Annotated in this window: 19 protein-coding genes and 1 tRNA gene; 13 read left to right on the forward strand and 7 right to left on the reverse strand. The window is 69.2% G+C overall.

The window, feature by feature from the left end; translation table 11 throughout:
* Window positions 1-112 precede the first annotated feature (112 nt).
* Entirely contained in the window at window positions 113-2926 is a 2814-nt protein-coding gene (locus AAFN88_RS00405) for an ATP-dependent DNA helicase (protein WP_347517520.1), read from the forward strand.
* Between the two features lie 144 nt (window positions 2927-3070).
* Here AAFN88_RS00405 and AAFN88_RS00410 read toward each other — a convergent pair whose 3' ends face one another.
* Window positions 3071-3871 carry a methyltransferase domain-containing protein gene (locus AAFN88_RS00410; protein ID WP_347517521.1) on the reverse strand — a complete coding sequence of 267 codons (801 nt, stop codon included), beginning with the start codon at window positions 3869-3871 and terminating at the stop codon, window positions 3071-3073.
* A gap of 140 nt (window positions 3872-4011) precedes the next feature.
* Here AAFN88_RS00410 and AAFN88_RS00415 point away from each other — a divergent pair, with 140 nt between their 5' ends.
* Complete coding sequence (locus tag AAFN88_RS00415; RefSeq protein WP_347517522.1) at window positions 4012-4728, forward strand: helix-turn-helix domain-containing protein; 717 nt, start codon at window positions 4012-4014, stop codon at window positions 4726-4728.
* Here the strand turns inward: AAFN88_RS00415 and AAFN88_RS00420 are convergent.
* Window positions 4642-6081 carry a HAMP domain-containing sensor histidine kinase gene (locus AAFN88_RS00420; protein ID WP_347517523.1) on the reverse strand — a complete coding sequence of 480 codons (1440 nt, stop codon included), beginning with the start codon at window positions 6079-6081 and terminating at the stop codon, window positions 4642-4644. The genes AAFN88_RS00415 and AAFN88_RS00420 overlap by 87 nt on opposite strands.
* Window positions 6081-6740 (reverse strand): response regulator, encoded by a 660-nt coding sequence (locus AAFN88_RS00425; protein WP_347517524.1) that lies wholly within the window; start codon window positions 6738-6740, stop codon window positions 6081-6083. The genes AAFN88_RS00420 and AAFN88_RS00425 overlap by 1 nt, the downstream gene beginning before the upstream one ends.
* A 220-nt stretch (window positions 6741-6960) precedes the next feature.
* On the opposite strand from AAFN88_RS00425, the gene AAFN88_RS00430 reads away from it, so the two are divergent.
* Together AAFN88_RS00430 and AAFN88_RS00435 are read left to right on the forward strand one after the other, a co-directional pair.
* The gene (locus AAFN88_RS00430) at window positions 6961-7233 is read left to right on the forward strand and encodes a PepSY domain-containing protein (protein WP_347517525.1); all 273 of its coding nucleotides are present in this window, start codon (window positions 6961-6963) and stop codon (window positions 7231-7233) included.
* A 19-nt stretch (window positions 7234-7252) separates the two neighbouring features.
* The gene (locus AAFN88_RS00435) at window positions 7253-7792 is read left to right on the forward strand and encodes a cytochrome b/b6 domain-containing protein (RefSeq protein ID WP_347517526.1); all 540 of its coding nucleotides are present in this window, start codon (window positions 7253-7255) and stop codon (window positions 7790-7792) included.
* 61 nt (window positions 7793-7853) lie between these two features.
* Here the strand turns inward: AAFN88_RS00435 and AAFN88_RS00440 are convergent, their stop codons facing one another.
* A complete protein-coding gene (locus AAFN88_RS00440) occupies window positions 7854-8834 on the reverse strand; it encodes an AEC family transporter (protein ID WP_347517527.1) in 981 nt (326 codons plus the stop codon).
* Between the two features lie 167 nt (window positions 8835-9001).
* Here AAFN88_RS00440 and AAFN88_RS00445 point away from each other — a divergent pair, with 167 nt between their 5' ends.
* From AAFN88_RS00445 to AAFN88_RS00460, 4 genes are all read left to right on the forward strand, one after another.
* Entirely contained in the window at window positions 9002-9406 is a 405-nt protein-coding gene (locus AAFN88_RS00445) for a tellurite resistance TerB family protein (RefSeq protein ID WP_347517528.1), read from the forward strand.
* Window positions 9407-9610: 204 nt separating this feature from the next.
* The gene (locus AAFN88_RS00450; protein ID WP_347517529.1) at window positions 9611-9874 is read left to right on the forward strand and encodes a Usg family protein; all 264 of its coding nucleotides are present in this window, start codon (window positions 9611-9613) and stop codon (window positions 9872-9874) included.
* A 184-nt stretch (window positions 9875-10058) separates the two neighbouring features.
* Window positions 10059-11132 (forward strand): COX15/CtaA family protein, encoded by a 1074-nt coding sequence (locus tag AAFN88_RS00455; protein ID WP_347517530.1) that lies wholly within the window; start codon window positions 10059-10061, stop codon window positions 11130-11132.
* Between the two features lie 4 nt (window positions 11133-11136).
* Entirely contained in the window at window positions 11137-12231 is a 1095-nt protein-coding gene (locus AAFN88_RS00460; RefSeq protein ID WP_347517531.1) for a GTP-binding protein, read from the forward strand.
* 9 nt (window positions 12232-12240) lie between these two features.
* Here the strand turns inward: AAFN88_RS00460 and AAFN88_RS00465 are convergent, their stop codons facing one another.
* The 3 genes from AAFN88_RS00465 to AAFN88_RS00475 all read right to left on the reverse strand — a co-directional run bounded on the left by AAFN88_RS00465 (window position 12241) and on the right by AAFN88_RS00475 (window position 16751).
* Window positions 12241-12681, reverse strand: a complete 441-nt coding sequence (locus AAFN88_RS00465; RefSeq protein WP_347517532.1) for a hypothetical protein — start codon at window positions 12679-12681, stop codon at window positions 12241-12243.
* A 294-nt stretch (window positions 12682-12975) separates the two neighbouring features.
* Window positions 12976-16488 carry a pyruvate carboxylase gene (locus AAFN88_RS00470; RefSeq protein ID WP_347517533.1) on the reverse strand — a complete coding sequence of 1171 codons (3513 nt, stop codon included), beginning with the start codon at window positions 16486-16488 and terminating at the stop codon, window positions 12976-12978.
* A gap of 189 nt (window positions 16489-16677) precedes the next feature.
* Window positions 16678-16751 (reverse strand) — tRNA-Gly (locus tag AAFN88_RS00475).
* Window positions 16752-16861: 110 nt separating this feature from the next.
* Between AAFN88_RS00475 and AAFN88_RS00480 the strand changes: the two genes are divergently transcribed.
* The 5 genes from AAFN88_RS00480 to AAFN88_RS00500 all read left to right on the forward strand — a co-directional run bounded on the left by AAFN88_RS00480 (window position 16862) and on the right by AAFN88_RS00500 (window position 22486).
* Window positions 16862-17830, forward strand: a complete 969-nt coding sequence (locus tag AAFN88_RS00480; RefSeq protein ID WP_347517534.1) for an AEC family transporter — start codon at window positions 16862-16864, stop codon at window positions 17828-17830.
* A gap of 105 nt (window positions 17831-17935) precedes the next feature.
* Window positions 17936-18553, forward strand: coding sequence for a cytochrome c (locus tag AAFN88_RS00485; RefSeq protein WP_347517535.1), 618 nt, complete (start codon window positions 17936-17938; stop codon window positions 18551-18553).
* A 131-nt stretch (window positions 18554-18684) separates the two neighbouring features.
* On the forward strand, window positions 18685-20190 hold the full coding sequence (locus AAFN88_RS00490) for a DegQ family serine endoprotease (protein WP_347517536.1): 1506 nt from the start codon (window positions 18685-18687) through the stop codon (window positions 20188-20190).
* A gap of 212 nt (window positions 20191-20402) precedes the next feature.
* The gene (locus AAFN88_RS00495) at window positions 20403-21080 is read left to right on the forward strand and encodes a response regulator transcription factor (RefSeq protein ID WP_347517537.1); all 678 of its coding nucleotides are present in this window, start codon (window positions 20403-20405) and stop codon (window positions 21078-21080) included.
* 17 nt (window positions 21081-21097) lie between these two features.
* Entirely contained in the window at window positions 21098-22486 is a 1389-nt protein-coding gene (locus AAFN88_RS00500) for an ATP-binding protein (protein ID WP_347517538.1), read from the forward strand.
* Window positions 22487-22543 lie beyond the last annotated feature (57 nt).

A 22543-nucleotide genomic window follows, 5' to 3' on the forward strand; every position in this document is an offset into this window, starting at 1 on the left:
GCCGGAGCTTTCGCCCCGCCGGCCCGCCAGCATAGACCGATTCCACCCCGGGAGTGCCAGACCACCGGCATATCCACATGCGCGGCCCAGTTGTTCCCGTTATAGTCCAGCGATGAGTTCTACGTCGCTTCCTTCGGAAATATCCCCACCCGCCGTCACCGCCCCCGGCCTGCGCCTGCCGGCGGCCCCGGTGCTGCTGGCCGGCATCGGCCGGGCGGTGTGGATCGACCCGGAGGAAGGCGAGGTCCTGAGCCTGAAGCCCGCCGAGGCGGCCCGGCGGGCCCGGCAGAGCGCGCCGCTGCTGTGCCACGCGAAGGCCACTGCGCGGCGCCTGGAAAGCGACCCCTTCCCGGCCTTCGACCTGCTGGAGCTCTTCGCCTTCGTGCGTCCGGCCAGCTTCTGCGCGCCGACGCCGCACGGCCTGGCCCAGGCCCTGGGCCGACCCAAGCCGGAAGACCGGGAGGCCGCCGCCATCGCCCTGCCCGGCCTCGCCCAGGCCCTGCTGACCGAGCTGGCGGCGCGGGGGGCCTCGGAACTGGGTGGCGACCGCGACGCCCCAGGGATCGCCTGGCTCATGGCCCAGGCCGGCTGGCTCTGGGGACCCTACGTGGTGGCGGCGCTCGGTTTCGGCGACGGCGGCGCCCCGCTGCCCAAGCGCAGCCTGGGCTTCCGGGTCTGGGAGCGCCTGCCGGAGTGGGAGGAGCGCCCGCCGCGCGGCGCCCCCGGCACGGCACCGGTGAACGCCGAGGAGGCCCGCCGCCGCCTCTCCGACCTGCTTGACGAGGATGCGGAGCCGCGCCCGCAGCAGGCCGACTACGCCGCGGCGGCGGCCGCCGCCTTCGCCCCGCGGGAGAACGAGGGCGAACCGCAGGTGGTGCTGGCCGAGGCCGGCACCGGCACCGGCAAGACCCTGGGCTACCTCGCTCCGGCTTCGCTCTGGGCCGAGCGCAACAAGGCCGCCGTCTGGATCTCGACCTACACCCGCAACCTGCAGGGCCAGGTCGACGACGAGCTGGCGCGGCTTCTTCCCGAACCGGGCGAGCGCGCCCGCAAGGTGGTGATCCGCAAGGGGCGGGAGAACTACCTCTGCCTCTTGAACCTCGCCGAAGCCGTGGCCCAGGCGCGCCCGCAGGACGGCGTGGTCCTGGGCCTCATGGCGCGCTGGGCGGCGCGCACGAGGAACGGCGACATGGTGGGCGGCGACTTCCCCGGCTGGTTCCCCGATCTCTTCGGCCCCCTGCGCACCCTGGGCCTCGCCGACCGCCGCGGCGAGTGCATCTACTCAGCCTGCCAGCACTACAAGAAGTGCTTCATCGAGCGCTCGGTGCGCTCGGCCCGCCAGGCGGAGATCGTCATCGCCAACCACGCCCTGGTGCTGATCCAGGCGGCCATGGGCGGCGGCGACGACGGCCAGTTGCCGACGCGCTACGTCTTCGACGAGGGCCACCAGCTCTTCGACGCCGCCGACAGCGCCTTCGCCGCGCACCTGAGCGGCCTGGAGTCCCGCGAGCTGCGCCGCTGGATCCTGGGGGCCGAGGGCGGACGGCGCGGAACCAGCCGGATGCGCGGCCTGCAGCGCCGCCTGGAGGACCTGATCGGCGACGATGCGCAGGCGCTGGAGGCCCTGGAAGAGACCCTGAAGGCGGCCAAGGTGCTGGCCGGCGAGGGCTGGCGCCAGCGCGTCGAGGAAGGCCGCCCCGAAGGCGCCACCGAAGGCTTCCTGCTGCTCGCCGGGCGCCAGGTCTACGCCCGCGCCGGCGGACAGGACCAGCCCTACAGCCTGGAGGCCCCGGCCCACCCGCCGGTCGAGGGTCTGCTGGAGGCGGCCGAAGTCCTGGCCGACGACCTGGGGGCCCTGGCCAGCCCCTTGGCCAAGCTGCGCAAGCTGCTGGTGCTGCGCCTGGACGACGAGGCCGACAGCCTGGACAGCGACAGCCGGCGGCGCGTCGAGGCGGCGGTGCGCGGCCTGGAGACCCGCGCGATCGGGCCCATCGCCGCCTGGCGCGAGATGCTGAAGGCGCTGGAGGAGGAGACGCCGCCGGAATTCTGCGACTGGTTCGCCGTGGAGCGCATCGAGGGCCGCGACATCGACGTCGGGCTCTACCGCCACTGGGTCGACCCCAGCCGCCCCTTCGCCGCCAGCCTGGGCCAGAGCGCCCACGGCCTGCTCATCACCTCGGCGACGCTGACCGACGACAGCGGGAAGCATGCCAACGGCGAAGATGTGCACTCCGCCGATGCCTGGCAGGCGGCCGAAGCGCGCCTCGGCATCAACCACCTCATGGCGAACGTGGCGCGCCTCTCCCTGCCCTCGCCTTTCGACTACGCGCAGCAGACGCGCATCCTCATCGTCCACGACCTGAAGCGCGGCGATCTCAGCCAGCTCGCCAGCGCCTACCGCGAGCTGTTCCTGGCCGCGGGCGGCGGCGGGCTCGGCCTCTTCACCGCCATCGCCCGGCTGCGCGCGGTGCAGAGACAGATCGCCCAACCGCTGGCCGACGAAGGGTTGACGCTCTACAGCCAGCATGTCGACGGCCTCGACACCGGCACCCTGGTCGACATCTTTCGCGCCGAGGAGGACTCCTGCCTCTTGGGCACCGATGCGGTGCGCGACGGCGTCGACGTGCCGGGCCGCGCCCTGCGCCTCATCGCCTTCGACCGCGTGCCCTGGCCGCGCCCCGACATCATCCACAAGGCCAGGCGCGAGGTCTTCGGGGGCCGCGCCTACGACGAGCGCCTGACCCGCCTGAAACTGCGCCAGGCCTACGGCCGCCTCATCCGCCGCGCCGACGACCGCGGCGTCTTCGTGCTGCTCGACCCCCTGCCCTCCCGCCTGCTCGACGCCTTCCCGCCGGAAGTGACGGCCGAGCGCGTGGGCCTGGCCGATGCCGTGGCGGCGGTGCGGGAGTTTGTGGGAAGGGACTGAAGCGCCGCTGCGCTTATCCCCCTCACCCTCTCTCTCCCACTCAGGGGAGAGGGGAAGGAGTGAGCCGGCGCGGTCGCAATCCCTCTATTGTCATGCTCGGGCTTGTCCCGAGGGTGACGAGGGAGGATACGGGGAGAGACGAGCTCACCCCTTCACCGCCGTGACGATGTGCGCGGGCGAGTCGAAGCGCACGGTTCCCTCCGCCGTGGCGAAGCGCTTCAGTTCCTGCTGCGCTTCCTCCTGCAACAGCTCGTACTGCGCGTCGTCGAGGACGTCGGCCAGCGTCCAGCCCTTCACGTCGGTGTGGACCCAGTCGGCGAGGGAGGGAAAGCGCGCGGTGCCGACCTGGATGTCGAGCGTCGCGCCGGGAATGCCGGCGGCCTCGAAGAGACCCAGCAGCTCCGCCGGATCGCCCAGCACGAAGGGTGCTCGCAAGCCATCCGCAACCTCGTCGCCGAAGAGCCGCTGCAGCAGCGCGACCATGGCGGCATAGCCCGGCGTGCGCTCCAGCGCGTCCCAGGTGGCGACGACGAGGCGGCCGCCGGGCTTCACGACGCGCCACATTTCCGCCAGCGCCATCACCCGGTCCTCGAAGAACATGAGGCCGAACTGGCAGGTGACGGCGTCGAAAGCGCCGTCGCCAAAGGGAAGCGCTTCGGCGGCGCCCTCACGCCAGTCGATTTTTGGGGCGAGACGCCGGGCCACCGCCAACATGCCTTCATTGGGGTCCAGTCCGGTGACATCCGCGCCGCGCCGCGCCGCCTCGCGGGCGACGCAACCGGTGCCGCAGGCGACGTCGAGCAGGCGACGCCCTGCGGCGATCCCGGCGGCTTCGCAGGTCCGCGACGCCCATTCGCCGAAAAGGGCGGGGACGAAGAACTCCTCGTAGACCTCGGCCGCCGTCTTGGTGAGCTGGCCGCTTTCCATGGCTTGGCTTGCCTGCATCATCGACCTCCAATGTTTTCGTCGCGGATCACTGCGAGAAGGCTGGCAGGGCAAGCCGCCGCCGGGATAGTCCACAAAGTGTAGTTCGCCGGGTCAAAAAGGGGGTGTTAAGCTTCGCGCCGGGCACAAAGGAGGAAGCCATGAAGAGCTACGGCCAGTTCTGCCCCGTCGCCAAAGCCTCCGAGCTGTTCTGCGAGCGCTGGACGCCGCTGATCGTGCGCGACCTGGCGGCCGGCGCGACGCGATTTTCCGAGCTGCAGCGCGGCGTACCGCTGATGTCGCCGACCCTGCTGTCGAAGCGCCTGAAGCAATTGGAGGCCGAAGGCATCGTCGAGACCCGCCCGCAAAAGGGCGGGCGCGGCAAGACCTACCACCTGACCGCGCCGGGGCGCGAGTTCATCCCCCTGGTGGTCGCACTGGGCACCTGGGGCCAGCGCTGGTCGCGCCGTCAATTGGTGGAGGGCGAGATCGACCTGGGTCTGCTGGTCTGGTCGCTGGAGCGCGGCGCCGACGCCACCGCCTTCGGCAAGCGCCAGTCCCTGGTGCAGGTGGAGTTCACCGACCAGCCCAGGGACAAGCGCCTCTGGTGGTTCATCAACCGGGAGGACAACTGCGAACTCTGCCTGGAGGACCCGGGCTTCGAGGTCGATCTCTACCTCGCCTGCACCTTGCCGGACATGATCTACATCGTGCGCGGCGACCTGCCTTTGACGAAGGCACTCAACTGCGGGCGGCTGGAAGCGATCGGCAGCGCGCGGGCCCGCCGCGCGCTACGCGCCTGGCTGAACCTCGGCCCCCTCACGAAGGTCAAGCCGCAGAACCGCCTCGAAGCCGTCGCTGCGCCCGCGCGCCGGTGACAGCAGTTCCAGGCTGCCGCCGGACTGGGCGAGGATGGTCTCGACGATGGCGAGGCCCAGGCCGGCGCCCGGCGTCTCGGCCGCGCCGCGCTCGAACCGGCGGGTCAGGGTGGCGAGGCGCTGCGGCGGCACCAGCGGCCCGCCGTTGACCACGTGAATGGAACCGTCGCTTTCGATATGGACCACCACCGGCCCGCCCTCGCGGCCGTGATGCAGGGCGTTGTCGATGAGGTTGCGCAGGACGATGGCGAAGGCGTCGATGTCGATGCGCGCCACCAGCCGCGACCGGCCGCCGTCATCGAAGTGCAGCCGCCCGGCACTGCCGCCGCGCCGCATGAACTCCTCCACCACCAGGCGGAAGGCCGGCATGACGTCCACGGGAGCGCGACTGAGGGCGATGCCCGACTCGGCGCGGGCGAGTTGCAGGAGTTTCTCCACTAGGTCGCCGAGGCGATGCAGGGTCGCGGCGATCTGGTCGATGCGCGCCTGCTGCGGCGCGCCGCGCAGTTCGACCGCCAGGCGCTGGGTCTGGGCCAGGGCCGCGGCCACCGGCGTGCGCAATTCGTGGGCCGAGTTGGCGGCGAAGGCGCGTTCGCTCTCCAGCACCCGTCCAAGGCGTGCCAGCAGGCCGTTGACGTCCTCGATGATGGGCGCCAGCTCCTCCGGCATGGCCTCGTAGGGGATCGGCGACAGATCGCCGCCGCCGCGGGCAGCCAGGGCGGAGCGCACTTCGGCCACCGGCGCCAGGCCGCGGCGCACGGTCCAGAAGATGACGAAGCCCGCCAGGGGGATGAGCACGCCCAGCGGCGCCGCCACGCCCCCCAGGGTTTCGTAAACCGCTTCACGGCGGTGGGCCATCAACTCGCCGACGGTGATGAAGATCCCCTCCTTCGGCACGCGCTCGGTGAAGAAGCGCCAGCCTTCGACCTCCGCGTGGCCGCGCTGCAACGCCACGGGGAAGGCTTCCACCGGCGCATCGTGAGAACGCAGCAGGACGCGGCCACGGGCGTCGCGGACCTGATAGACCAGGTATTCCTCGTGCGCGGCGAACTCCAGGCTCTCCGAGATCACGCGGGCTTCATAGGAGTCGTCGTCTTTGTCTTTGTCGTCGTCGTCGTCATCATCATCGTCGTCGTCATCGTCTTCGTTCCCTCGCAGCGTGAAGCCGTTGACCACCAGCGGCGCCAGGCGCTGCGCGGTTTCCTGCAGGGCGCTGTCGAAGACCTCGTTGACCTCGTGGTTGACGATGCCGGCGGCCACCCCGGCGGCAAGCAGCCAGAGCAGACTCAACGCCGCGGTCAGGCTGGAAATCAGCCGCCGCGAGATGCTCCACCGCCTTGGGGTGCCGCCCATCAATCGCTGCCCAGGCGATAGCCGACGCCGCGCACGGTATGAATGGCGTCGCGCCCGAGCTTCTTGCGCAGGCGGCTGATGTGCACCTCCACGGTGTTGCTCTCGATCTCCGATCCGAAGTCGTAGAGCGCCTCTTCCATCTGCTCCTTGGAGATCACCGCCGTCGCCCGCTGGGTCAGCAGATCGAGAATCGCCCACTCCCGCTTGGTGAGATCGATGGCCTCCTCGCCGCGCCACACGCGCCGTGCCGCCTTGTCGATCTTCAGCTCGCCGACGGCGACCAGCGGATTGGGATTGCCGGCGTAGCGCCGCGAGACGGCCATGACCCGCGCGCTGAGCTCGTCCAGGTCGAAGGGCTTCACCAGATAGTCGTCGGCGCCGGCGTTCAACCCCTCGATACGGTCGCTGATCTGGTCGCGCGCGGTGAGGATGATGACGGGGCGCCGGTCGCCGCCGCGCCGCAGGGTTTTCAGCAGGTCCAGACCGCGCCCGTCGGGCAGATGCAGATCCAGCAGCACCAGACCGTAATCGACCGCGCGCAGGGCGGCGTCGGCCTCGTCCAGGCGGGTCACCCAGTCGACGGCATGTCCGTCGGCGGCGACCTGTTCCTGCACCGCCTGGCCGAGAACCGGCTCGTCTTCGATCAAGAGAACGCGCATCGACTGCCTGCATTGCTGCGCCGGCCACCCGCCGGCAGGGGCAAAGAACGGCCAAAAAAAGGACCAAGTAGGGGCCGGCCCAGGGGTTCTGCGGACTTCCCATAGCAAGCTTACGCCAAGCTGAACAACTCTTTCCGTCCACTTCAGTTTCCCGTCAGCGCGGCGGGCCAGAACTGACGCCGTTCAAACCCCGAACCCCAATCCATCACGAGGTATTGCGATGAAGTCCATGGTTATCTCCGCCGCGCTGGCCGCCGCCGTCGCCACGCTGGCTTCCGGCGCCGCCGTCGCCAGCGACAAGTGCAGCGTGCCGAAGGCCGACTGGCAGCCGCAGGAGGCCCTGCAGCAGAAGCTGGAAGGCGAGGGCTGGAAGGTGAAGAAGGTCAAGGTCGACGACGGCTGCTACGAGGTCTACGGCACCGATGCCGAGGGCAAGCGGATGGAGGTCTACTTCGATCCCAAGACCTTCGCGGTCGTGAAGACCAAGAGCTGAGATCGCGGGAGCCGAGACCATGGCGGAGACGGTTAAAGTCTGGGACCCCCTGGTCCGGATCTTCCACTGGTCCCTGGTCGCCTCCTTCGCGGTGGCCTGGATCACGGCCGACGAGTGGGATGACCTGCACATCTGGGCGGGCTACACGGCGGCGGCGCTCATCGCCTTCCGCCTGGCCTGGGGGCTTGTCGGGCCGCGTTACGCCCGCTTCACCCAGTTCCTGCGCGCGCCCGGAACCGTCGCCGCCTACCTGAGGGACCTGATGAGCGGCCGGGAGCGCCGCTACCTCGGCCACAATCCGGCCGGCGGGGCAATGATCCTGGCTCTCATCCTCAGCCTTGCGGCGCTCTGCCTGACGGGCTGGATGACCACCCTGGACATGTTTTGGGGCGATGACTGGGTCGAGGAAGTCCACGAGGTCCTGGCCAACGTTCTATTGGTTCTCGTCGGCCTGCATGTGGCCGGCGTGGCCCTGGCCAGCCTGAAGCACCACGAGAACCTGGTGCGGGCTATGTTCACCGGCCGCAAGAGAGCCCCAGCGGCAGGCGACGAAGCCTAAAGGCGCCTGGGCCGGCCGGCGGGCGACCCCTTGCGCCCGCCGGCATCTTCCTCCCCAAGCCTCAGCCGATCCCCAACCAGACGAAGAGCGCCGAGAGCGTGACCAGCGAGGCCACCGTCGACAGCAGGATGACGGCGGTCGAGCGCTGTACGTAGATGTCGTACTGCTGGGCCAGCACGAAGACCAGCGCGCCGGTCGGCAGCGCCGACTGGATGAGGGCGCCGGCGGCCCAGATCGGCTCCATGGTGAAAACGTGGAAGGCCAGCCACCAGGTGACCAGCGGCTGGAACAGCAGCTTCAGGAAAACCAGCCAGGACACTTCGGTCATGCCGGCGGTGGGCGACTTGCCGACCATGAAGAGGCCGATGGCGAAGAGCGCGCAGGGGCCTGCCGAGGCGCCGAGGATGTCGCAGAAAGCGGCGATCGCCTGGGGCAGCGGAATGCCGAGGCCGGAGACCAGCAGGCCGCCGGCGGCGGAGAGCACCAGTGGCGAGCGCGCGACGCCGCGCAGCGCGCTCTTCACCACCACCAGGCCGCCCTTGCCCCGGTGCACGTCCAGTTCCAGCAGCACGATGCCGAAGGCCATGATGACGGCGCCGTTGAGGATGGTCGAGATGATGGCCGGCAGCATCCCCGCCTCGCCGAAGGCCAGCATCAGCAGCGGGATGCCCATATAGCCGGTGTTGGCGAAGTTGGCCGAGAGCCCGGCCAGGCCCAGCGCGCCGAGGCGGTTGGGAAAGGCGAACTTCGCCACCGCCACGGCGAGCAGGAAGGTCGCCGCCGCGCCGCCGCCGTAGGCGCCGAGAAAGGGCAGGTTGAAGACGTCCTGCAGCGAGACCCGCGCCATGGAAACGAAGAACAGCGCCGGCAGCGCGATGAAATAGACGAAGCGGTTCAGCGCCTCGCTGCTCGCCGCGCCGAGAATGCGGAAATAGCCGGCGGCGTAGCCCGCCGCCATGATGGCGAAGATCGGGAAGACGACGTTGAGGATCGGGCCCATGGCGCGGACATTGCCCACCGGGCAGGCGGCTGTCGAGCGCAAAGACCGCAGGCCCCTCTGCGTTCCGTGCAAGGGGCTGCGCGAGACGCACGCGGGGCCGCCGGGCCTTGACCTTGCGGGCGCGGCCTGACTAGTCTCTGCCGCCCCCGGGCAGTCCATTGAGGGCCCATCGTGCCCGCCCCAACCTGTACAGCGAGAAGCAAGACGCAATGTCCCAGCATCACACGGCCCTCGTCCACACCATGGTCCTGGTTTCCGCGGCCGACCGCGACATGACCGACGCCGAGTTGAAGACCATCGGCGAGATCGTCTCGCACCTGCCGGTTTTCGCCGACTACGACCTGGAAAAGCTGCCCAAGGAGGCCCAGGCCTGCGCCGAGCTGATTTCCGAGGACAACGGCCTGGAGAAGGTGCTGAGCCAGATCGTCGCCGGCCTGCCGGAAAAACTGAAGGAAACCGCCTACGCGGTCGCCCTGGACGTGGCCGCCGCCGACGGCAAGGCCAGCCAGGAAGAGCTGCGCCTGCTGGAGATGCTGCGCCACCGCCTGGCTGTCGGCCGCCTGCCGGCCGCCGCCATCGAACGCGGCGCGCGGGCCCGCTACACCCGGCTCTGAGCGCCGCCCTTCCGTTCCCTCCTCTCCCGGAGCGGGCCTTCTCGAGGGCCCGCGAAGATTGGCAGCACTCCCAGACATAGGCTGCTAAGTTATTGTTTTATTAAGCTTATCCTGTTGAGATTTTTCCAACAGGTGGGCAATCTTGGTCCCTATCGGGGTCCAAAGGGTCTTTCGCGGCCCTGGGACGGATGGAGAGGAGGGACGATGAGCGATTTTGTTCGTCAGTTGAACGATTACCGGCTGACCACGGCCGAGATTCTCTACCACCTGCCGGATCATCCCGCGCTGCTGCAAAGCTATATCTGGCAGGAATACGACCTGGCCCCGCGCTATCCCGAGCTGCGCAAGTTCCTGGATTTCTGGGAAAAGCACCTGGACGGCCCGCTGCATTCGGTGAAGGTGGCCAACATTCCCATCATCAAGCCGGCCGAAACCCGCTTCGCGGACGCCTATCTGACGCTGCACTGAGGCCGGCCGCCCGCCGGCGAAGCGCCGCCGGGCAGGTCCCGGTCCGTCGCGCAGGGATCTCGCCGCCGGGCGCCGGAGACGCCGCGGCGGCCACGATGTCGCAGGGGCTTGGCGGGCCCCTTTGCGCCCAGTAGGTTGTCGGCAGTCCCCCAAGCGGGGCAGCGACCGAAACCTGGGCTCCTTCATGTCCGCCACCACCTCAGGAAGCTTCAACAGCGAGACCGATTCCAGCCCCCGGCTGGCCGTCGGCATCTGGCTGCTGGGCTGCGCCGCCATGGTCCTGGCCATGGCCGTCATCGGCGCCATCACGCGCCTGACCGAATCCGGCCTCTCGATCATGGAATGGGCCCCGCTCACCGGCGCCCTGCCGCCGCTGAGCCAGGCCGAGTGGGAACGCGTCTTCGCGCTCTACAGGCAGATCCCCGAGTATCAACAGGTCAACGCCGGCATGAGCCTGGCGGAGTTCAAGACCATCTTCTGGTGGGAATACATCCACCGCCTCTGGGGCCGGCTCATCGGCGTGGTCTTCGCCCTGCCGCTGGCCTGGTTCTGGTGGCGCGGACGCATCGACCGGGCGCTGGGAAAACAGTTGCTGATCGCCCTGGCGCTGGGCGCGGCCCAGGGCGGGCTCGGCTGGTTCATGGTGGCCTCGGGCTTCGCCGACCGGACCGACGTCAGCCAGTACCGCCTGACCGCCCACCTGGCCCTGGCGCTGGTCATCTACGGCTACCTCTTCTGGCTGGCGCTGGGCGTGCTCTGGCCGCGGCCGGAGCGCAGCCACGACCCTGCCGTCGCAACACTGCGCCGCGCCCTGCTGGCGCTGATCGCCCTGGTCGCCCTCACCATCGCCTCCGGCGGCTTCGTCGCCGGGCTCAATGCCGGGCTCAGCTACAACACCTTCCCGCTGATGGACGGCGAGCTGATTCCCCTGGGGTACGGCGACCTCTCGCCCTGGATCGCGAACCTCTTCGAGAACATCGCCGCGGTGCAGTTCAATCATCGTCTGCTGGCCGTGACCACGGTGGCGCTGGCGCTGGCCCTGTGGTTCTGGTCGCTGAGCCGCGACATCGCACCGGCCGCCCATGGCGGTTTCGCCGCCCTGGCCATCCTGGCCCTCATCCAACTGGCCCTGGGCATCATCACCCTGCTGCTGGTGGTGCCGGTGGCGCTCGGCGCGCTGCATCAGGCCGGCGCCATCCTGGTGCTGACGGCGACGCTCTGGACCTTCTACCACCTGCGCTGCCGGCGGGGACTGTGATCCGATGACCGCAGAGGACGACCTCGCCATCCCCGAGGAGCCGCTGGCGGCCTCCATCCTCACCGGCTTCCTGGGCAGCGGCAAGACCACGCTGCTGCGCCACCTGCTCGCACATCCGGGCATGGAGGAGACGGCGGTCATCGTCAACGAGTTCGGCGAGATCGGCCTGGACCACCATCTGATCGAGAAGGCCACCGAGGACACCGTGCTGCTGAACAGCGGCTGTCTGTGCTGCACCGTGCGCGGCGACCTCGTCACCGGCATGCGCGACCTCTTCAGGCGGCGGGTGAAGCGCGAGGTGCCGCCCTTCCAACGCCTCGTCATCGAGACCACCGGCCTGGCCGACCCGGCGCCCATCCTGCAGACCGTCATGAGCGATCCGCTGCTGTCGGAGCGCTTCCGTCTGGACGGGGTCATCGCCACGGTCGATGCCGTCAACGGCGGGGCGACGCTGGACCGCCACATCGAATCGGTGAAGCAGGCCGCCGTCGCCGACCGCATCCTCGTCACCAAGAGCGACCTGGCGGAACCCGGGACCCTGGAAACCCTGGAAGAGCGCCTGCGCGAACTGAACCCGGCGGCGCCGATCCTGCGCGTGGTGCAGGGCGAGATCGCACCGGCCGAACTGTTCAACGCCGGGCTCTACGACCCCACGACCAAGACCACCGACGTGCAGCGCTGGCTCAAGGCCGAGGCCTACGAAGAGCATGGCGATCACCACCACGGTCATAGCCATCACGGCCACCACCACGCGCACGACCCGAACCGGCACGACGCGTCGATCCGCGCCTTCTGCCTGACCTACGACCGGCCGCTGGACTGGGACCGTTTCAATTCCTGGGTCGAGATGCTGATCACTCTCTACGGCGCCGACATCCTGCGCATCAAGGGCATCCTGAACGTCGAGGGCGCGGATGAGCCGATCGTCATCCACGGCGTGCAGCACGTCTTCCACCCGCCGGTGCGCCTGGAAGCCTGGCCTGACGAGCAGCGCGCCTCGCGCATCGTCTTCATCGTGCGCGACCTGAAGCCGGAGATGTTCGAGCACACCCTGAAGGCCTTCAATGAAGACTCCTCGGCGCCGCTGGCCTCAGCCTGACGGGAATCCTCAGAAGGGGCCCGCCTCCATCTGCCACTGGCGGCGGAGGCGGTCGTTGCGGCGCTTGAAGACGCGGAACCAGGCTTCGAAGGCCTGGCCGTCGCCGGCCCACCAGCCGGCGGTGTCGACGCCGGGGCCGTTTTCCTCCTCGACGATCCTGACCTCGACGACGCCCGGGTGGGCGCGGTGGCCGGGCCGGGTGAAGAACAGCACCTTGGCCTCGTCGCGCAGCTCCACGCGCAGGGTATCGCCCTCTTCGGTCTCGATGCCGCCCTGGTCCTCCACCGAGGCGGCCAGCATCGCCTCGAAACCCTCAGTGGTGATGTGCGCGATCTGCGCGCGCGCCGTGGCCTGTTGGTCCTCGGCCAGCGGCGAAGCGGCCCCGGCGGGGCCGGCGAAAACCACAGGGAAAAGCAGCGCCAAAGCGGCAGAAGCAGCCTTTGCACGCATGGTCACACACCTCGTATACACCACACCGGCATATCGAATAGCGGTCGCGCCTTTAGGAAAATTTAAATCCGGGATTTGAGGGAAATGCGATTGGGCAAGAGAGCAAAATCGCTGATCCCGGTGGCCGGCTTGCCGCGGAAAGAGCGTCACCCCCATCCTAACCCTCCCCCATCCAAGGGGGAGGGAACTTCTTTACTGAAACGCCGATTGATATCCCTCCCCCCTTGATGGGGGGAGGTCAGGAGGGAGGTGGGGCCACAGACGCGGACCCGGCGATCACTTGCTGTGCCGCCCCTAAACCGGCTCCAGCACCACCACCAGGTCGTGGGGTTCGACGCGCTGGCCGGTGTGGGCAACCACCTCGGCGACCTTGCCGTCCATGTCGGCGTAGACCGCGGTCTCCATCTTCATGGCCTCGATGGTGAAGAGGCGGTCGCCCTGCTTCACCTTGCTGCCGGCGTCGCAGACGTTGACGATCATCCCCGGCATGGGCGCGCCGACCTGGGCCGGGTCGGCGTCGTCGGCCTTGCGGCGCACCTTGCCGGAGGCGGCCAGGGCCTTGTCCAGCACCTTCACGGTGCGCGGCTGGCCGTTCAGCTCGAAGAAGACCGTGCGCTGGCCCTCGTCGTCGGGATCGCTCGTGGCCAGGAAGGTGATGATCAGGGTCTTGCCCCGCTCGATCTCCACCGCCACCTCCTGGCCCGGCTCCATGCCGTAGAAGTAGACCGGCGTCGGCAGCACCGCGGTGTTCGAGTAGGCGCGGCGGTGGGTCGCGTAGTCGACGAAGACTTCCGGATACATGAGGTAGGAGGACAGCTCCGTCTCGCTGATGTGGCGGCGGGCCTTTTTCTCGGCCTCCTTGCGCGCCGCCGCCAGGTCGGCCGGCGGCAGCAGCGCGCCGCGCCGTTCGGTCAAGGGCGCCTCGCCCTTCAGGATCTTCTTCTGCAGGGCTTCGGGGAAACCGCCGTAGGGCTGGCCCACCTCGCCCCTGAAGAGGGCGATGACCGAGGCGGGGAAGGCGATCTCCTTCTTGGGATCCTCGATGTCCTCCGGCGTCAGACCGTTGGAGACCATGTAGAGCGCCAGGTCGCCCACCACCTTCGATGTCGGCGTCACCTTGACGATGTCGCCGAACAGCCTGTTCACCTGGGCATAGGCCTTCTCCACCTCCGGCCACCGCTGAGCGAGACCCAGGGAGCGCGCCTGCTCCTGCAGGTTGGTGAACTGGCCGCCGGGCATGCCGTGGTCGTAGACCGAGGAAGCGCCCGAGCGCATCTCGCTCTCGAAAGCACGGTAGTAGCGCCGCGCGCCCTCCCAGTAAGTGGAGATCTGGCGCAGATTCGCATGGTCCAGGCCCGGGTCGCGCTCGCTTCCCTCCAAGGCCGCGGCGATGGAGCCCAGGTTGGGCTGCGAGGTGAGGCCGCTCATGGCGTCCATGGCCGCGTCGGCGGCATCGACCCCGGCTTCCGCCGCCGCCAGCACCGAGGCCGCGGAGATGCCCGAGGTGTCATGGGTGTGGAAGTGGATCGGCAGGCCGATTTCCTGCTTCAGCGTTTCCACCAGCAGGCGCGCGGCGGCGGGCTTGCAGAGACCGCCCATGTCCTTGATGCCCAGGATGTGAGCACCGGCGGCCTCCATCTCCTTGGCCAGATCCACGTAGTACTTCAGCGTGTACTTCGTCTCATGCGGGCTGGAGAGGTCGCCGGTGTAGCAGATCGCCGCCTCGCAGAGCTTGCCCGCCTCGCGGATGGCGTCGATGGAGACGCGCATGTTCTCCATCCAGTTCAGCGAATCGAAGACGCGGAAGATGTCCATGCCCGCCGCCGCGGCCTGGGCGATGAAGTGCTTCACCACGTTGTCCGGATAGTTCGAATAGCCGACGCCGTTGGAGCCGCGCGTCAGCATCTGCAGCAGCACGTTGGGCAGCGCTTCGCGCAGCGTCGCCAGGCGCTCCCAGGGGTCTTCCATGAGAAACCGCATGGAGACGTCGAAAGTGGCCCCGCCCCAGCACTCCAGCGAGAAGAGGTTGGGCAGCAGGCGCGCGTAGTGAGGCGCGACGGCGGTGATGTCGTAGCTGCGCATGCGCGTGGCGAAGAGCGACTGATGTGCGTCGCGCATGGTGGTGTCGGTGAGCAGCAGTTCCTTGCGCTCCAGCATCCACCGGGCGAACTTCTCCGGCCCCAGTTCGTCGAGTTTCTGCTTCGTGCCCGGCGGCGGGTCCTTGGCCATCGCGGCGGCTGGAATGTCCGGCAGCACGGCGGCCGGCACTCCCTGGCGCACCTGGGGCCCGGGATCAGGCCGCCCCTCGACCTCGGGGTTGCCGTTGACGATGACGTCGCCGATGTAGGTCAGCAGGCGCGTGGCGCGGTCGCGGCGGCGGTGGAACTGGAAGAGCTCCGGCGTCTCGTCGATGAAGCGGGTGGTCGCCTCGCCGCTCTGGAACTTGGGATGGCCGATGACCGCCTCCAGGAACCAGAGGTTCGTCGCCACGCCGCGAATGCGGAACTCGCGCAGCGCGCGGTCCATGCGCGCGATGGCCTCCTCCGGCGTCGCGCCCCAGGCCGTCACCTTCTCCAGCAGAGAATCGTAGAAGGGCGTGATGAGGGCGCCGGAATAGGCGGTGCCGCCGTCCAGCCTGATCCCGAAGCCGGTGGCGCCGCGGTAGGCGGTGATGCGCCCGTAGTCGGGGATGAACTTGTTCAGCGGGTCTTCGGTGGTGATGCGGCACTGCAGGGCATGGCCGCGCAGCTGCAGTTGATGCTGCGGCGGCACGCCGCTCTCCGGCTCGCCGATGCGCGCCCCCGCGGCGATGCGGATCTGCGCCTTCACCAGGTCGACGCCGGTCACCTCCTCGGTCACCGTGTGCTCCACCTGGATGCGCGGGTTCACCTCGATGAAGTAGATCTTGTCGGTCTCGGCATCCATGAGGAACTCGACCGTGCCGGCGCATTCGTACTTCGCGGTCTGCGCCAGGCGCACGGCGGCGTCGCAGAGCTCGGCGCGCTTGGCCTCGCTGAGGTAGGGCGCGGGCGCGCGCTCGACGATCTTCTGGTTGCGCCGCTGCATGGAGCAGTCGCGCTCGAAGAGGTGGATGACGTTGCCGTGGCTGTCGCCCAGGACCTGCACCTCGACGTGGCGCGCCTGGCGCACCAGTTTCTCCAGGAAGATCTCGTCGTTGCCGAAGGCGGCCTTGGACTCGCGCCGCCCGGCGGCGATCTGCTCGTGCAGTTCCTCCGGCCCCTCGATGACGCGCATGCCGCGCCCGCCGCCGCCCCAGCTCGCCTTGGCCATGATCGGATAGCCGACCTGCTCGGCCAGCGCCTCGACTTCCTTTTCGTCGTAAGGCAGCGCGCCGGTCGCCGGCATGACCGGGATACCCGCCTGCTCGGCCAGGGCGCGCGCCGCGACCTTGGAGCCGAAGCCGCGCATGGTCTCCGGCTTCGGCCCGATGAAGGTGATGCCGGCCTTGGCGCAGGCCTCCGCGAAGTCCGGGTTCTCGGAAAGGAAACCGTAGCCGGGATGGATGGCGTCGACCTTTGCGTCGTGGGCCACGCGCAGGATGTCGTCGATGTCCAGGTAGGCCGCCACCGGCTCCTTGCCCTTGCCGACCAGGAAGGACTGGTCCGCCTTGAAGCGGTGCAGCGCGAAGCGGTCCTCGTGGGAGAAGATCGCCACGGTGCGGATACCCAGCTCGCTGGCGGCGCGCAGCACGCGGATGGCGATCTCGCTGCGGTTGGCGACCAGCAGCTTGCGGAAGGGCGGCGTCCCCGAACGCGTAAGGCGGCCGCCGGCTTGAATCGGACTCAAGTCGTTGTTCCCCCAGATTTTGCGTGAAGCAATCTTGTTTGTTGCATTGCAGTATAGATGAAGGGGAGCCCCACGGCCATACTCGACTTCGGGGCCGCGCGGGCGCCAGCGCGGTCTGCAAAGCGTGCCACTTCAAGGGCTTAGGCCCGGCGGCCGCAGCCATAATCAGCGATATCGGGGAGACGGCGTTGGAGCGGGTAGCGGGAATCGAACCCGCGCGTTCAGCTTGGGAAGCTGACAGGCTACCATTACATCATACCCGCCCAAGGCGCGGCCCCAAGACGCAGCCGGGGCCGCCTTGCGCTGGCGTTAGGATTAGTCAGCGTCCCCGCCCGATGCAAGGGGGTTTTCAAGCTGCCCGGCGCGCCCCAAGATGACGCTCCGCCGCCGCCCTCCCGGACACCGCCCCGTGCTGCACATCCTGCTGTCCATCGCCCCGATCTTCGTGCTGATCGTGCTGGGGCACCTGCTGCGGCGCGGCGGCATTCCCAGCCTGGAGTTCTGGAACCTGAACGACCGGCTGGTCTACTGGGTGCTGATGCCGGCGCTGCTGTTCAACAAGACCTCGACCATCGTGCTGGCGCCCTCGGTCGTCGGCGCCTACGCGGTGGTGATCCTGGGCGCCTTCGCGGCGGCCACGGTTTTCGGCCTGCTGGCCTCCAAGGCCGCCGGGCTGCCGGGGCCGGTCGCCTCCTCGATCCTGCAGGGCGCGGCGCGGCACAACACCTTCATCGCCCTGGCGGTGGCCGAGCGGCTGTACGGCACCGAGGGCCTGGCCATCGCCGCCGTGGCCACCTCGCTGCTGATCCCCACCACCAACGTCACCATGGTGACCCTCATGGTCAGCCTGGTGCGCGGGCCGGACGAAAAGCGCATCCTCACTTCCATCCTGCGCGACCTGGCGCGCAATCCGCTCATCCTCTCGGTCGGCCTGGGGGTCGCCTGGAACATCCTCGGAAACGGCCCGATCCCGGTGGTCCACGACGTAACGCGCCTGCTGGGCGGCGCCGCCCTGCCGGTGGTGCTGCTCTGCGTCGGCGCCAACATCCACATCCGCGCCATGGCCGCCTCGGCCCTGCCGCTGCTGCTCTCCAGCCTCGGCAAGCTGGCGGTCTTCCCGCTGGCCATCGTCGCCCTGGCCCAGGTCATGGACCTGAGCCAGACCGAGACCCTGGTGGCCCTGCTGTTCGGTGCGGTGCCCACGGCCTCTTCCGCCTACACCCTGGCCCGCCAACTGGGCGGCGATGCGCCGCTGATGGCCGCCATCGTCACGCTGCAGACCGGCCTCGCCTTCGTCACCCTGCCGCTCACCATGGCCCTGGCCGCCCATTTCCTGGGCTGAACGCCCCGGCACCTTGATTTACCTCATGGTCCCTGCGACCCTGCGGCCCTAAGCCTGAAGCCCCGGCGGCGCCGGGCGCGAGCGATATCGGGAGGAAGCCTGGCCATGAAAGCGACGACCCACCAAAAGGCCGGGCCCCGCCCTGCCGCGAGCCTGTGCCGCATGGCGCTGGCCGGCGGCCTCGCGCTGGCGGCGCTGTCGTGGCTGGCAGGCCCGGCGCCGGCAGAGGAGGTGGCCCAGGCGCAGGACGACGTGGAGCCGCGCATGCCGGGGCTCGACCCCTGGAACGTGGAAATCCGCGGCGGCCCCAAATGGGACCCGCGCAATGCCCCGCCGCAGTTGAAGGCCCGCGGCCAGCGCCACATCGAGTTCCTCCAGGCCGGCGTGCCCGTCGAATACCGCAGCCAGCGCAACCCCTATCCCAACGTGACCAAGGCCATCGATGCCGGACGCGAGGTCTACGAAGCCAACTGCAAGTCCTGCCACGGCCCGCGCGGCCGGGGCGACGGCGACGCCGGGCTCGACCTCATCCCCTCGCCGGCGCTGCTGACCGAGCTGAGCAAGGACCAGGGCGCCGCCGACGAGTACCTGCTGTGGACCGTCGCCGAGGGCGGCCAGCCGTTCGGCACCGCCATGCCGGCCTTCAAGGACCGCCTCAACGAGGACCAGACCTGGCAGGTGATCTCCTACCTGCGCGCCGGATTGCCGCCGGCCCAGCCCTGATTTCCCGGACGATGACAGCAAGTTAATCCGCCTGTAGTCGCGCGGTCAGCGGCGTCTCCCCATCTTGCATGCAAAGGCGCGGGCAGCATTCCGCGCCCAGCGGATTTGCACAGCCAAGGGAGAACCCAACCATGTCGCAGATCGCAGTCGCACGCGGGCCCGCAGGCCCTGGGCGGCCCCTTCGATGCCGGGGCGCCGGACTGGCCGCAACCTCAGTCGCAGCCTCCATCATCGTGTGGAGCGGCATCGCCGCCGCGGCCCAGGCGCCGGAGAGCTTCGCCGACCTGGCCAAGAAGGTCAGTCCGGCGGTGGTCAACATCGCCTCGACCCAGGAGATCCAGGCGCCGGAAGGCAACATGCAGGGCATGCCCTTCGACTTCCCCGGTTCGCCCTTCGAGGACTTCTTCAAGCAGTTCCGCCAACAGTTCGGTGAGCACGGCCAACCGCAGGCGGCCCCGCGGCACGCCACCGCGCTGGGCTCCGGCTTCATCGTCGATCCGGCCGGCTACGTGGTGACCAACAACCACGTGGTCGACCACGCCAGCGAGGTGACCATCCGCCTGACCGACGAGAGCGTCTATCCCGCCAAGGTCATCGGCGTCGATCCGCAGACCGACCTGGCGCTGCTGAAAATCGACGCCGGCAAGCCGCTGCCCGCTCTGACCCTGGGCGATTCCGACCAGGCCGAGGTCGGCGACTGGGTCATGGCCGTGGGCAACCCCTTCGGCCTGGGCGGCACCGTGACCGCCGGCATCATCTCGGCGCGCGGCCGCAACATCCAAGCCGGCCCCTATGACGACTTCCTGCAGATCGACGCCTCCATCAACCGCGGCAACTCCGGCGGCCCGCTGTTCGATCTGGACGGCAACGTCGTCGGCGTGAACACCGCCATCTATTCGCCCAACGGCGGCAGCGTCGGCATCGGCTTCGCCATTCCCTCCAACATGGTGAAGTCGGTGGTCGCCCAGCTGCGCGAGAAGGGCAGCGTGGAGCGCGGCTGGCTGGGCGTGCAGATCCAGAAGGTGACGCCGGACCTGGCCGAGGCGCTGGGCCTGAGCGGGCCCACCGGCGCCATCGTCGCCGAGGTCACCCCGGACAGCCCGGCGCAGAAGGCCGGCCTCAAGTCCGGCGACGTAATCCTGAGCTTCGCCGGCGAGAAGATCGACGGCACCCGCGACCTGGCCCGCACCGTCGCCCAGCACCCGGCGGGAACGGAGGCCGAGATGAAGATCTGGCGCAAGGGTTCGGAGGAGACCCTGGCCGTCGTGACCGGCCTGCAGCCCGACCGGCGGCAGATGGCCGCGGCGGACGGCGAAGCGGCCCCGGACGGCAGCTATCATGCGCCCGCGCTGGATGCACGGCTCGCCGCCCTGACGCCAGCGCTCCGCGCCAGGTACGGCCTGGACAAGAGCCTGCGCGGCGTCCTGGTGCTCGACATCGAGGAGGGCTCGGTCTTCCAGCAGAGCCTGCGCTCCGGCGATGTCATCCAACAGATCGACGGCGCCGCGGTGACCGAGCCTCAGCAAGTCGAGAGTAAGGTCGAGGCGGCCAAGGCCGCGGACCGGAAGGCGGTGCTGATGCTCGTCAAGCGCAACGGCCAGGACCTCTACCTGGGCCTGAAGCTCGGCATCGCATAGGGCGGAGTTCTTCCTGCCCGGACCCGAAAATGCCGGGAGCAGGGCCGTCCGGCGCGCTTCGGACGGCCCTGCGCTTGTTTTCGCGAACCCCCGGGAGGAAAATCGGTCTGTTGCCGAAGCAGCGGGAAGTCCCATATAGGGCGGGATACCGGCGGCAAACCGCGCAGCGCGCACGGCCAGCCGCCCGGAACCGCCCAGCGAGCAGCGAAGCGATGCGTATTCTGGTCATCGAGGACGACAAGAAGACCGCCGACTACATCCTGAAGGGCCTGGCCGAGTGCGGCTACACCACCGACTGGGCGGAGGACGGCCGCGACGGCCTGCACCAGGCCACCAGCGGCAAGTACGACGCCATCATCGTCGACCGCATGCTGCCGGGGCTGGACGGCCTGGCCATCGTCAAGGCGCTGCGCGCCGCCGAACTGCCGGTGCCGGTGCTGATCCTCAGCGCGCTGGCTCATGTCGACGAGCGGGTGACGGGCCTGCGCGCCGGCGGCGACGACTACCTCTCCAAGCCCTTCGCCTTTTCCGAACTGCTGGCGCGCCTGGAGGCGCTGCTGCGGCGGCCGCACAACATCGCCCAACAGACCGAGTTGCAGGTCGACGACCTGAAAATGGACCTGCTGACCCGCAAGGTGAGCCGCGCCGGCCGGCCCATCGACCTGCGCCCTCAGGAGTTCAAGCTGCTGGAGTACCTGATGCGCCATTCCGGCAAGGTGGTGACCCGCACCATGCTCTTCGAAGGTGTCTGGGATTTCCACTTCGATCCCCAGACCAACGTGGTCGACGTCCACATCAGCCGCCTGCGCCAGAAGGTCGACAAGGGTTTCGACAAGCCGCTGATCCACACCCACCGCGGCGGCGGCTATTGCATCAGCCCCGATCCCTGAGGGCCGATCCCGCGGGCATGGATAGACTGTTCCACACCTCGATCTTCCGCATCGCCCTGCTGTACCTGCTGCTGCTGGGCGTCACCCTGGGCGCGCTCATGGGCTTCGTCTACTGGTCGACCGCCCAGCTCATCGAGCGCCAGGCCGAGGAGACCATGGAGGCGGAGATCCGCGGCCTGGCGGAGCAGTACCGCGACGAGGGCCTGCCGCGCCTGATGGAAGTGATCGGCGAGCGCAGCGGCCCGCAAGGCAGCGAGGAGAACGTCTACCTGCTGACCGGCCCGCGCCTGCAGCCCCTGGCCGGCAACCTCTCCGCCTGGCCCGCACAGGTCACCGACGAAGACGGCTGGGTGGAGGTGGCGTTGGGCCGCCGCGACGACCCCAGCGGCGCCCAGCACATCGTGCGCGGGCGCGCCTTCACCCTGGCCGGCGGCTATCACCTCTTCGTCGGCCGCGACACCGTAGAGCGCGCCGACTTCCGCGGCATCGTCCTGGGGGCCTTGACCTGGGCGCTGCTGCCGGCGCTGGTGCTGGGCCTTCTCGGCGGCGCCCTCATCGGCCGCTACAGCCTGAAGCGCGTCGACGCGGTGCGCGCCACGGGACAGGACATCGTCAGCGGCGATCTCTCGCGCCGCGTGCCGCTGACCGGCAGCGGCGACGAGTTCGACCGCCTGGCCGCCACCATCAACGAAATGCTGGAGCGCATCGAAACGCTGATGGGCGGCATGCGCCTGGTCACCGACAGCCTGGCGCACGACCTGCGCAGCCCGCTGACCCGGGCAAAGAGCGCCATCGAGACGGCGCTGCGCAAGCGCGGCGGGGACGCCGAGGCCTACCGCGAAGCCCTGGAGCAGACCGCCGGAGAGCTGGAGACCATCCAGCATACCTTCGACTCGCTCATCAACATCGCCCAGGCCGAGGCGGGCCTCAACCGCCTCACCCTGGAAGCGCTCGACCTCTCGGCCCTGGCCGGCGACCTGCTGGAGGTCTACCAGCCCATCGCCGAGGACGCGGGACTGGAGCTGGACGGCGCGATCGCACCGGACGTCACCGTGAAGGGTCACCGGCAGCTCTTGGGCCAGGCCCTGTCGAACCTGCTGGACAACGCCGTCAAGTACAGCCCGGCCGGCGGGCATATTCGCGTCGGTCTCGCGAAGAGGGAGGACGGCGCCACGGAGCTCAGCGTCGCCGACAGCGGCGCCGGCATCCCGGCCGAAGACCGCGCGCGCGTGCTGCAGCGCTTCGTGCGCCTGGACGCCAGCCGCGGCACCCCGGGCAGCGGCCTGGGATTGAGCCTGGTCGCCGCGGTCGCCAAGCTGCACGGCGGCGCACTGACGCTGGAGGACAACGATCCCGGCCTGCGCGTAGGGCTGCGGTTGCCGGCGGGCGGCCGAAAACCGCAATAAACACCACGTGATCCGCCGCCGCCCGCGGGTGACAGCCCGCCGGGCGCCTTGTAGGCT

Origin of the sequence: Pelagibius sp. CAU 1746 (assembly GCF_039839785.1) — a bacterium.
In the GTDB taxonomy this organism is placed as follows: Bacteria; Pseudomonadota; Alphaproteobacteria; order Kiloniellales; family Kiloniellaceae; genus Pelagibius.

Bases quoted from the DNA above. Each gene is read 5' to 3' on its own strand.
- AAFN88_RS00485 (WP_347517535.1), top strand. From the start codon at position 17,936: ATGAAAGCGACGACCCACCAAAAGGCCGGGCCCCGCCCTGCCGCGAGC.
- AAFN88_RS00495 (WP_347517537.1), top strand. From the start codon at position 20,403: ATGCGTATTCTGGTCATCGAGGACGACAAGAAGACCGCCGACTACATC.
- AAFN88_RS00425 (WP_347517524.1), bottom strand. From the start codon at position 6,740: ATGCGCGTTCTCTTGATCGAAGACGAGCCGGTTCTCGGCCAGGCGGTG.
- AAFN88_RS00490 (WP_347517536.1), top strand. From the start codon at position 18,685: ATGTCGCAGATCGCAGTCGCACGCGGGCCCGCAGGCCCTGGGCGGCCC.
- AAFN88_RS00500 (WP_347517538.1), top strand. From the start codon at position 21,098: ATGGATAGACTGTTCCACACCTCGATCTTCCGCATCGCCCTGCTGTAC.
- AAFN88_RS00460 (WP_347517531.1), top strand. From the start codon at position 11,137: ATGACCGCAGAGGACGACCTCGCCATCCCCGAGGAGCCGCTGGCGGCC.
- AAFN88_RS00420 (WP_347517523.1), bottom strand. From the start codon at position 6,081: ATGGGCGGCACCCCAAGGCGGTGGAGCATCTCGCGGCGGCTGATTTCC.
- AAFN88_RS00445 (WP_347517528.1), top strand. From the start codon at position 9,002: ATGTCCCAGCATCACACGGCCCTCGTCCACACCATGGTCCTGGTTTCC.
- AAFN88_RS00450 (WP_347517529.1), top strand. From the start codon at position 9,611: ATGAGCGATTTTGTTCGTCAGTTGAACGATTACCGGCTGACCACGGCC.
- AAFN88_RS00435 (WP_347517526.1), top strand. From the start codon at position 7,253: ATGGCGGAGACGGTTAAAGTCTGGGACCCCCTGGTCCGGATCTTCCAC.
- AAFN88_RS00415 (WP_347517522.1), top strand. From the start codon at position 4,012: ATGAAGAGCTACGGCCAGTTCTGCCCCGTCGCCAAAGCCTCCGAGCTG.
- AAFN88_RS00455 (WP_347517530.1), top strand. From the start codon at position 10,059: ATGTCCGCCACCACCTCAGGAAGCTTCAACAGCGAGACCGATTCCAGC.
- AAFN88_RS00480 (WP_347517534.1), top strand. From the start codon at position 16,862: ATGACGCTCCGCCGCCGCCCTCCCGGACACCGCCCCGTGCTGCACATC.
- AAFN88_RS00430 (WP_347517525.1), top strand. From the start codon at position 6,961: ATGAAGTCCATGGTTATCTCCGCCGCGCTGGCCGCCGCCGTCGCCACG.
- AAFN88_RS00465 (WP_347517532.1), bottom strand. From the start codon at position 12,681: ATGCGTGCAAAGGCTGCTTCTGCCGCTTTGGCGCTGCTTTTCCCTGTG.
- AAFN88_RS00405 (WP_347517520.1), top strand. From the start codon at position 113: ATGAGTTCTACGTCGCTTCCTTCGGAAATATCCCCACCCGCCGTCACC.
- AAFN88_RS00410 (WP_347517521.1), bottom strand. From the start codon at position 3,871: ATGCAGGCAAGCCAAGCCATGGAAAGCGGCCAGCTCACCAAGACGGCG.